This is a genomic window from Actinomycetota bacterium, from assembly GCA_035536535.1.
Taxonomy (GTDB): Bacteria; Actinomycetota; JAICYB01; order JAICYB01; family JAICYB01; genus DATLNZ01.
The window spans coordinates 1-10,042 of the sequence record DATLNZ010000044.1 but is presented as its reverse complement, the minus strand read 5'-3'; the positions used below and the strand labels follow the sequence as shown (position 1 = coordinate 10,042).

Below are 10,042 nucleotides of genomic sequence, written 5' to 3'. Positions count from 1 at the left end.
CGTGATGAACGCGGGACGCGACGACCATCGGGTGCGCCGGGCGACGGTTGTGCGCGATCGCAGCGAGTTCGTGTTGTTCCTGCGCGATGCTTCGGTGCCGGAGCCGTCCGAGCCGTCCGGCCTCGTGCTGCTCTGCTCGGGCGATGCGGTGCCACCGCCCGGCCTCCTGGATTCGCTGGCGTCGTCGTCCCCCGCGTTTGCGGAAGTCCTGGAGAACGTGCGGCCCGGACAAGACCCGGCGCGCTCGGTCCTGTGCCTGCACCTCGGTCTCCAAGCCGCGTTGCGCGACCTCGGCATCACGGAGTCGGCGGTGCTGGGGTCGGGGGTGGGGAACCTGTCCGTGCGCGTGATCAAAGGCGAGCTCGACCTGGACGAGGCCGTGCGCGGGGCGGGCGAGCTGGCGCCGTCCACCGAGCTGGACGCCGACCGCCTGACGTCGGCGCTGGAGGCCCTGTCCGCGCACAGTCCGGTCCTGCTGGAGCTGGGGGCCGACGGAGTCCTGTCGCGGACGATCGGCCGCATGTTCCCGGGGGCGGTGCCGGTCCGGTTGGCGGTGACGGATCCACGGGACGACGCATCGATCCTGCAGTGCGTCGCGCGCTTGTACCAAGAAGGCGTCCAGATCGATTGGGATCGCCACTACGGCGGCCGCCGTCCCCGCCGGATCCCGATGCCTCCCACGGCCTTCGACGACGTCCGGTGCTGGTGCCGCGAGCCGGGCGACGTGTTCTCGTGGGGTGCCGACTCGGCCCCCGCTCCGCCGCCGGTGGAGGCCGAGCCGCCGGTATCGGGGTCCTTTGCGACCGGAGACGAGCGCAAGGTCGCGCGGATCTGGCGCGAGGCGCTGAAGATGGACATTCCCGACGCATGCGCCGACTACTTCGAGCTTGGTGGGACCTCCATCGCCGGCATCGCGGTGCTGGACGGCGTTGAGCGGGAGTTCGGAGTTCGCATCTCGTTCGCAGAGATCTACGACCACAGCGTCCTGGGCTCTCTGGCCGCGCGAATCCGCGAGCTGGCGTCCGACGGCTCGGCCCCCGCGAGGCTGGAGCCCATACCGCGCATCCCGCGCGACGGACCGCTCCCCATCTCTTTGGGGCAGGAGCAGATCTGGTTTCTGGACCAGCTACACCCGGGCACGCCGCTGTACAACATCCCGTTCGACCTGCACCTGCACGGCGAGCTGGACGTGGAGGCGCTTCGGCTTTCGATCCGCGAGCTGATCGCTCGCCACGAGCTGCTGCGGACGAGCTTCATCTCCGTGGACGGACAACCGCGCGCGCGAATCGAGCCCGTGCCGGACCTGCAGCTTCCGGTCGAGGACCTGTCCGGTTTTCCGGAGGCCGAGCGCCTCGAGGCCGCGCTACACCGCCACGAGCAGGAGGCGACGGAGCCGTTCCGCCTCGACGAAGGGCCGCTCGTGCGCTGCGTTCTGATGCGCCTCGGCCCCCGTGAGCACGTCCTGCTCATGACGATCCACCACATCGTGTTCGACGGGTGGACGCCGGCGATCATCCATGACGAGCTGTCGCGCTGCTACCGCGCCTTTCTCGCGGGGCAGACGCCGGACCTGCCCGAGTTGCCCATCCAGTACGCGGACTTCGCCGCCTGGCAGCGCAGGCAGATGAGCGGCGAGAACCTGGAGCACGAGCTCGCGTTCTGGCGCGAGCACCTGTGCGACGCGCCTGACCTGCTTCTGCCCACCGACTTCCCCCGCCCGGCCGTCCAGAGCTACCGCGGCGAGATGCTGAACTTCGAGGTCCCGGAGGACGTGGCCACGGCCTTGCGCGCGTCGGGCCAGACGATGTTCGGCACGATGATGGCCGCCTTCGCGATCCTGCTCCAGCGCTACTCCGGACAGGACGACATGGTCGTCGGCACGCCGGCGGCCGGACGCCGCCACCCCGACACGCGTGGGCTGGTCGGCTACTTCAACAACATGCTGGCGCTGCGCACGGACCTGTCGGGGGACCCGACGTTCCGTGAGCTGTCCCGCCGAGTCGCGAAGGCTGCAGCCGAAGCGGTGGACCACGAGGACGTGCCGTTCGAAAAGGTCGTGGACGCGCTGTCGCCGCGCCGGGACCTGTCCCGCAACCCTGTGTTCCAGGTCGCCTACACGCACCAGAACACGCCCTACCGCGACTACGACTTGCCCGGGCTGGAGGTGGACAACTTCGCGCCGGGATCGATCCGCGGCATCGCCCCGGGAACAGCGAAGTTCGACCTGACGATCGGACTGTCCGATCAGACGCAAGGGCCGCTGGAGGGGTACCTGGAGTACGCCACGGACCTGTTCGAGCGTGCGTCGATGGACCGCCTCCTCGAGCAGTTCCACGCGCTGCTGCGCTCGATCGTGGCCAGTCCGGACGTGCCGATCTCGCGGCTGGAGATGTCCGCGGACGACGAGCGGTGCCTGCTGCTGGACGAGTGGGGACGTGGCGCTCGGGCGCGCGAGTTCGTCCCCGTGCACGAGCTGATCGCGCGAGCCGACCCTTCGCGGACGGCGATCGTCTCGGTCGACGAGCTGTTCACCTACGGCGACCTGTGCGCGCGCGCGTCGGCCCTCGCGCGTTGCCTGCGCGACCACGGCACGGGGCCTGAGTCCGTCGTAGCCGTCTGCATGCCGCGGGTCCCGGATGCGGTCGTGGCCCAGGTCGCTGCGCTGTGGGCGGGGTGCGCGTTTCTGCCGCTTGACCCGGCGCACCCGCCCGACCGCCTTCGGTTCATGGTCCGCGATGCCCGGGCCGCGGTCGTGGTGACGACGCCTGAGCTGGCGGCGTCCGTGAGAGACGCGGGGGCCGAGGTGATGGTGCTCGATGAGGTCCCGCGCGACCACCCGGTCGGGCGCCCGGCCCCCGTCACGCCGGACCAGGCGGCCTATGTGATTTACACGTCCGGGTCCACGGGGACGCCGAAGGGAAGCGTGGTGACGCATGGAGGGTTGTCCAACCTCGCGTCGTGGTTTGAGTCCGAATGGGGGCCGGGAGAGTCGATGAGCCACCTGGCCGGACAGTCGTTCGACGCGTCGGTGTTCGAGGTGTTCCCTGCCCTGGCTGCAGGCTACGCGCTGCACCTGGTGCCCGACGACGTGCGCATCGACCCGGACGCGCTGAAGGACTGGCTCCGCGCGCTCGGCATCGTCCGCGCGTTCGCGCCGACTCCGGTGGCGCTGGCCCTGCTCGACCTGCACCCGCACGACCTCGGCGTCCGGACCCTGTTCGCGGGTGGCGACAGGCTGCTGACCGCGCCGCCGCCGGGGGCCCCCGAGGTGGTCAACCTCTACGGGCCTTCGGAGTGCTCGCCGGTGTCGACGGCAGCCAGAGTCCCGCCGCGCGACCCGGACCGCCCCGCGCGCGAACCTTCGATCGGACGTCCCATAGCCGGCGCCCGGGCCTACGTTCTCGACGCGCTGGGGCGGCTGGCGCCGGCGGGGGTCCCGGGGGAGCTTTACGTGGCGGGGGCCGGAGTCGGACGCGGTTACATCGGCCGCCCGGGCCTGACCGCCGAGCGGTTCGTCCCCGACCAGTTCGCGGACCTGCCCGGCTCCCGCATGTACCGCACCGGCGACCTCGCGCGGTGGAGGGCCGACGGGACGCTCGAGTTCCTCGGGCGCGTGGACGACCAGGTGAAGGTGCGGGGAGTCCGTGTCGAGCCGGGGGAGATCGCCGCCGAGCTGTCCCGTCACCCTGACGCGGGACAGGCGGTCGTGGTCGCGCTCGGGCCCCCGGGCCCCACGCGGCTGGTCGCCTACGTCACCGGCACCGCGTCGCACGCGGACCTGAAGGCGTTTCTGGCGCGGCGCCTTCCCGCCGCGATGGTGCCCTCCGCGTTCGTGACGCTGGACCGTCTCCCGCTGACGGCCAACGGAAAGGTGGACCGCAAGTCGCTTCCCGCCCCGCAGCAGCAGGCGGCGTCCGCGCCCGTCGCCGGTCTTCACGTGCCTCCGCGTCCGGGGGCCGAGCAGGTCCTTGCGGGGATCTGGAGCAAGGTCCTGGACGTCGCGAAGGTGGGGGCCGGGGACAACTTCTTTGAGCTCGGCGGCGATTCGATCCTGTCGATCCAGGTGGTAGCCCGGGCGGCGCGCGCGGGCCTGAAGCTCACGCCGCGCCAGATGTTCGAGTACCAGACGCTGTCCGAACTGGCGGCGGCGGCCGTTGCGGTGTCGCGGCCCGCGGTCCGGACGCAGGCGGCAGGCCCGGTCCCGTTGACGCCGATCCAGCGGTGGCTGCTCGAGCGCGACGACCTGGACGTCCACTACTTCAACCAGGCCGTGCTGCTCGACGTGCCGCCGGAGTACGGCCCCTACGTCCAAGACGCGGTCGCTGCCGTCGTGGCCTGTCACGACGTGCTGCGGGCGAGCTTCCGCAGGACGGCGTTCGGATGGCGCCAGGAGATCCATCCGGACGTCCCGAGCGACCTCGAAATCCGAAAAGAGGTGCCGGATCCCGCGGACCTGGAGGCCGAGTGCGACGCGGTGCAGGCGTCGCTTGACATCGAGAGCGGACGCATCGTCCGGGCCGGCTTCTTTCTGGTCCCCGGCGGCGCGCGGCTGCTGCTGGCCGTCCACCACCTCGCCGTGGACGCCGTCTCCTGGGGACCGCTTCTCGACGACCTCGCCTCCGCGTTCGAGCAGGCGTCCCGCGGCGGTTCCATCCAGCTCGTGCCGGCAAACACTTCGTTCGCGCAGTGGGCGAGGCTGCTCTCGGACTGGGCCACCAGCGACGAAGTTGCCTCGGAGCTCGATCACTGGCTGCTGCTGGAGGACTATGACGTCGCGCCTCTGCCCCGGGACCGTGCGGAGGGACGTAACGACGAGTCTTCTGCGGACACGGTGACGCTGGAGCTGTCCGAGCAGGAATCGGCGGACGCGCTGTCCGCTTTCGGCGCCCGGCCGCCGGAAATCCTTCTGGCCGCCCTTGCCATGGCGGCAGGCCGTCCGTTGCTCGTGGACGTCGAGGGCCACGGCCGCCACGATCTGTTCGAGGACGCGGATTTGTCCGGGACGGTGGGCTGGTTCACGACCGTCTACCCCGTCGCGGTGGCCCCCGGTGCCGATGAGAGGGAGGCACTTCGTTCGGCCAAGGACGCTCTGCGCCGGGTGCCCACCGGGGGAGTGGGGTACATGGTGCTGCGCCACCTGAGCCCGGACACCCCGGACGTCCGGCGCCTTCGCGCGCTTCCGCGTCCGGACGTGCTGTTCAACTACCTCGGCTCGTCGGGTGACGGCGGACCGCTGCCGATGGCGCCCGAGGAACCGGGGGCGGTGCGCAGTCCGGGGGCCGGGCGCAGCCACGTGCTGGAGGTCGAGGCGTCCGTGCACGAGCGCAGGCTCGAGGTCGTGTTCCGCTACTCGCGCAACCTGCACGACGAGTCGTCGGTCCGCGGGATCGCCACTTCATTCGAGCGGGCACTGCGCGCGCTGGGGGAGTCCGGACGTGACCGCACCGCGCCGGCCCCGTCGGACTTCCCACTGGCGCGCATCGGACAGCAGTCCGTGGACAGGTACCTGTCCTCTCCGGACGTGCAGGACGCCTACCCGCTTTCGCCGATGCAGCACGGCTTGCTGTTCCACTCGCTTTACGCACCGGAGTCCGGCGTCTACTTCGAGCAGCTGCACTTCATCTGTGAAGGCGAGGTGGACGAGGATCGTCTCGAAAGCGCGTGGCAGCTCGTCGCGTCGCGGCACCCGGCCCTGCGGACCTCGGTCGTCTGGGAGGGCCTGGACGAGCCGCTTCAGGTCGTGCACCGCGACTGCGCGCTTCCCGTGGAACGCGGCGCGGACATCGACTCGTTCCTCTCGCAGGACCGGCTGCGCGGCTTCGACCCCTCTCAGCCGCCGCTCATACGGCTGGGGCTGATACGGGAGTCGGATTCGAGGCTGCACATGGTCGTCAGCCATCACCACCTGGTCATGGACGGCTGGAGCCTGCAGCTGGTTTTGGACGAGGTGTGGCAGGCGTACCTGGGACGGGAATCGGAGCTGCCGCCCGTCCGGCCGTATTCGGACTTCATCGCCTGGCTGAGGGGCCGCGACACGTCCGCGGAACGGCGGTGGTGGCGTGAGTCGCTCGCCGGGTTCAGGCAGCCGGCGACCATGATTGTGCCGGCTCCCGAGTGCCCGCGCCCCGGCTACGACAAGGTCACAAGAGTCGTCCCGGAGGAGCCCGTCCGCGAATTTGCGCGGCGCAACCGGCTCACCGTGAACACCGTCGTCCAGGGCGCATGGGCCGCCGTGTGTGCGCGCTACGGACGCTGCCATGACGTGGTGTTCGGAGCGACGGTCTCCGGACGTCCCCCTGAGCTGCCCGGCTCCGGCGAGATGGTCGGCCTGTTCGTCAACACCGTGCCCGTGAGGGTCCGGATCCCGGCGGTGGGCAGCATTGTGCAGTGGCTGAGTTCGCTCCAGAACGAGCAGGCTCGGGCGCGGCAGCACGAGCACACGCCTCTGGTGGAGGTTCAGTCGGCCAGTGAGGTCCCCCGCCGGGCCCCGCTGTTTGAGACCATCGTCGGCTTCGAGAACTATCCCGAGGAGGACGACTCCGAAGACGCCCTCGGGTTCACCGTCCGCACCGGGGAGTACGTGGAGCAGACGAACTACCCGCTGACGCTGGTGGTCGCCCCGGGAGCCGGGATCGAACTGCGTATCGCCTTCGACACATCCAGGTTCGACGCGGCTTCCGCGGGGCAGATCATGGACCACCTCGCGACGGCCATCGATGAGATCGTGAACTCGCCCGAAGCGGGCCCGCGGGAGCTCGGGGTCCTGGCGGACGCCGGCGATTTCGTGGGCGCAGACGATGGCCCCGGGGCCTTTGTGCACCGGGCCTTCGAGCACGTCGAGCCGCGGAGCCCCACCGAGCGGCTGCTCGCCTCCATCTGGCGGGACGTTCTCGGCCTTGACCGCGTCGGCGTCACCGACGACTTTTTCGAGCTCGGAGGCCACTCGCTTCTGGCGACGCAGGTTTTGTCACGTGTCCGCGCCACCTTCCAGGTGCCGCTGTCCCTGCGCGCGCTGTTCGACGCCCCCACCGTCCAGAGGCTCGCCGACGAAATCGCGCTTCTCTGGGGCAGCGCCGAGGTGGCAGACGAGGTGGCGCGCACCGTGATGGGAGTGGAGGAGATGTCCGAGGACGAGGTCCGGGCGATGCTCGGCGAGCTGGAGAGCCGGTGATGGAACGTCCGGTCGGAGTCGTGGGGGCCGGCGTGATGGGCTCGGGCGTTGCCCAGGCGCTGGCTCAGGCGGGACACGGGGTCGTGCTGGTCGACGTGGACCAGCCGGCCCTGGACCGCGCCTCGGACTCCATGCGCAACGGAGTCCGGATGGCCAAGATGCTGCGCTCGCCGCAGGCGGCGTCGTCCCCGGACGAGGTGCTGTCCCGGATCGAGTCGACGACCGACCCCGGACGGCTGTCACAGGCGTTCTTCGTGATCGAGAACGTCCCCGAGCGCATCGCACTCAAGGAGGACCTCTACCGGACGCTGGACGAGGTGTGCCCGCCCGACGCGGTGCTCGCGGCAAACACGTCCTGCGTCCCGATCCGGCGCCTGGCCGCGTGCACGTCGCGCGCCGACCGCGTGCTCGGGATGCACTTCATGAACCCGGCCCCCATGAAGGACACGGTCGAGGTCATCCGGGGCGACGCGACGAGCGACGACACCATGCGGGCCGCGCTGGACCTGCTGACATCGATGGGCAAGGAAGCAGTCGTCGTCCGCGACTCGCCGGGGTTTGTGTCCAACCGGGTCCTGATGGTGACGATCAACGAGGCCTCGCGTGTCCTGGAGGAAGGCGTCGCCCCGGCCGAGGACGTGGACCGCGTGTTCACAGCGTGCTTCGGCCACGCAATGGGACCCCTCGCCACCGCCGACCTGATCGGACTCGACACCATCGCCGACTCGCTTGACGTCCTGCGCGAGTGCTTCGGCGACGACAAGTACGTGCCAACGAGGCTGTTGTCCGAGAAGGTCTCCGAGGGAAAGCTCGGACGCAAGTCCGGCGAGGGCTTCTTCGTTTACCGGGGTGCGACGTGACCTTCACGCCCGTGCACCTCGCGATGGGAGGGCGTTCGGAAGACCTCGCCGTGGTCGCCGGCGCCGCCTCACTCACCTACGCGCAACTGGGGGCCCGCGCGGACTGCATCGCCGCGAGCCTTCGGGCGGCGGGGTGCGGACCCGATTGCGTGGCCGGCATCCTGCTCGACCGGGGGCCGGACCTCGTCGCCTCGATGCTCGGCTCCCTGGGGGCAGGGGCGGCCTTTCTTCCGCTGGACCCCCGCCTTCCTCTTGAGCGCCTTCGGTTTCAGGTGGCCGATTCCGGCGCCCGCGCCGTCATCACCGACCAGTCGCTGGAGGCTCCGGACGGCGTCGCGATCGTCGACCCCCGGGGGACTGACGCCCCCGCGCCGCCGGCACCGGTCCACCCCCGCTGCACTGCGTACGTGATCTACACGTCCGGCTCAACCGGCACACCGAAGGGCGTGATGGTCGAGCATGCGTCGCTGGCGGACTTCTGCCGGATGGCCGTGACCGAGTTCGCGCTGACGCGATCGGACCGTGTCCTGCAGTTCGCCTCGCCCAGCTTCGACACCGCAATAGAAGAGGTGTTCCCGGCCCTGGTTGCGGGAGCGGCGATAGTCCCGCGCGACGCGGACCTGTGGGACCCGGCGACCCTGCGGCGCAAGGTGGCCGAACTGGGAGTCACGGTTCTGGACCTGCCTACGGCGTACTGGCATGAGGTGGTCTCCAGCGGTGAGATCCCGGACGACCCCCGCCTCCGCCTGGTGATCGCGGGAGGCGAGGCGATGTCCAGCACCGCTTTGCGGCGCTGGCGCGAGATCGCGCCGGCCCACGTGCGGCTGGTCAACACCTACGGCCCGACCGAGGCGACGGTCACCGCGACGGCCGAGTTCGACCCGGCCCCCGATCCAGCCGCGGGCTCCGTCTCGATAGGGCGCCCCGTCGCGGGAGTACGGGCGCACGTGATGGACGAGCGCCGGCGCCCGGCCCCGGAAGGGGAGCTGTGCCTGGCGGGGGCCGGGGTAGCGCGCGGGTACCTGCGGCGTCCGGGCCTGACGGCGGAGCGGTTTGTGCCCGACCCGTCCGGACCCCCGGGCTCCCGCATGTACCGGACCGGCGACCGAGTCCGGACCGCGTCCGGCGCCCGCCTGGACTTTCTCGGCCGCACCGACCACCAGGTCAAGATCCGCGGGTACCGGGTGGAGCTGGGGGAGGTGGAGGCGGCGATCTGCTCGCAGCCGGGAGTCGTGCGTGCCGCGGCCGCGGTACACCCGGGACCGGGCGGCACCCCGGTGCTCGTCGGTTACGTCCAGGGGACCGCCTCCTGCGACGACCTGCGCGACGCCCTCGCGCAGACCCTCCCCGGGTACATGGTGCCGGCGTGGATCCTGGCTCTGGACCCCCTGCCGATGACGCCGACAGGCAAGCTCGACCGGCGCGCGCTGCCGGTTCCCGGCTTCGGAGCCCAGGAAGCCCGCGCCGCGGGGACCGCGGACGAACGCATGCTCTCGGACGTCGTCGCCGAGGTGCTCGGCTCCCGGCCGGACCTCGACGCGTCGTTCACCGACTTGGGCGGCGACTCGCTTGTCGCGACGCGGGTCGTGTCCCGGGTCCGCGAGCGGGCCGGCGTCGAGATTTCCGTGGGCGACGTCCTGTGCGCCGGCTCGCTGCGGGACCTGGCACGGGTGATCGCGGGCGCGGCGCCGACCACGGCGGCCCCCATGATGCGAGCCCGTCGCGACCGTCCGCTGCCGCTTTCGTTCGCGCAGCAGAGGCTGTGGTTCGTGGAGGAGCTCGGCACCTCGGGGGCCGAGTACGCGATATCGGCCTCCGCGCGGCTTTCCGGGTGCCTCGACGCCGATGCCCTGCGGCGGTCGCTGGAGGAGATCGTCCGCCGGCACGAGGCGCTGCGCACGAGCTTCGAGTCCATCGGCGGGACCCCGGTCCAGAGGGTCGCGGAGCCGGGTCCGGTGGACCTGCCGGTCACGGACCTCGGCTTCGACGCAAGCCGGCGCCTTCACGATGA

Annotated in this window: 3 protein-coding genes; all 3 read left to right on the top strand. The window is 71.0% G+C overall.

What is annotated here, in order from left to right:
* Positions 1–31: 31 nt before the first annotated feature.
* On the top strand, positions 32–7,171 hold the full coding sequence (locus VNE62_03140; protein HVE91284.1) for an amino acid adenylation domain-containing protein: 7,140 nt from the start codon (positions 32–34) through the stop codon (positions 7,169–7,171).
* Complete coding sequence (locus VNE62_03135; protein ID HVE91283.1) at positions 7,171–8,031, top strand: 3-hydroxyacyl-CoA dehydrogenase family protein; 861 nt, start codon at positions 7,171–7,173, stop codon at positions 8,029–8,031. Before VNE62_03140 ends, VNE62_03135 begins: the two co-directional genes overlap by 1 nt.
* On the top strand, positions 8,028–10,042 hold a 2,015-nt coding region (locus tag VNE62_03130; GenBank protein HVE91282.1), incomplete at its 3' end, for an amino acid adenylation domain-containing protein. The genes VNE62_03135 and VNE62_03130, both read left to right, overlap by 4 nt.

Excerpts from the sequence above, each read along its gene's own strand:
- VNE62_03135 (HVE91283.1), top strand. The coding sequence starts at position 7,171 with ATGGAACGTCCGGTCGGAGTCGTGGGGGCCGGCGTGATGGGCTCGGGC.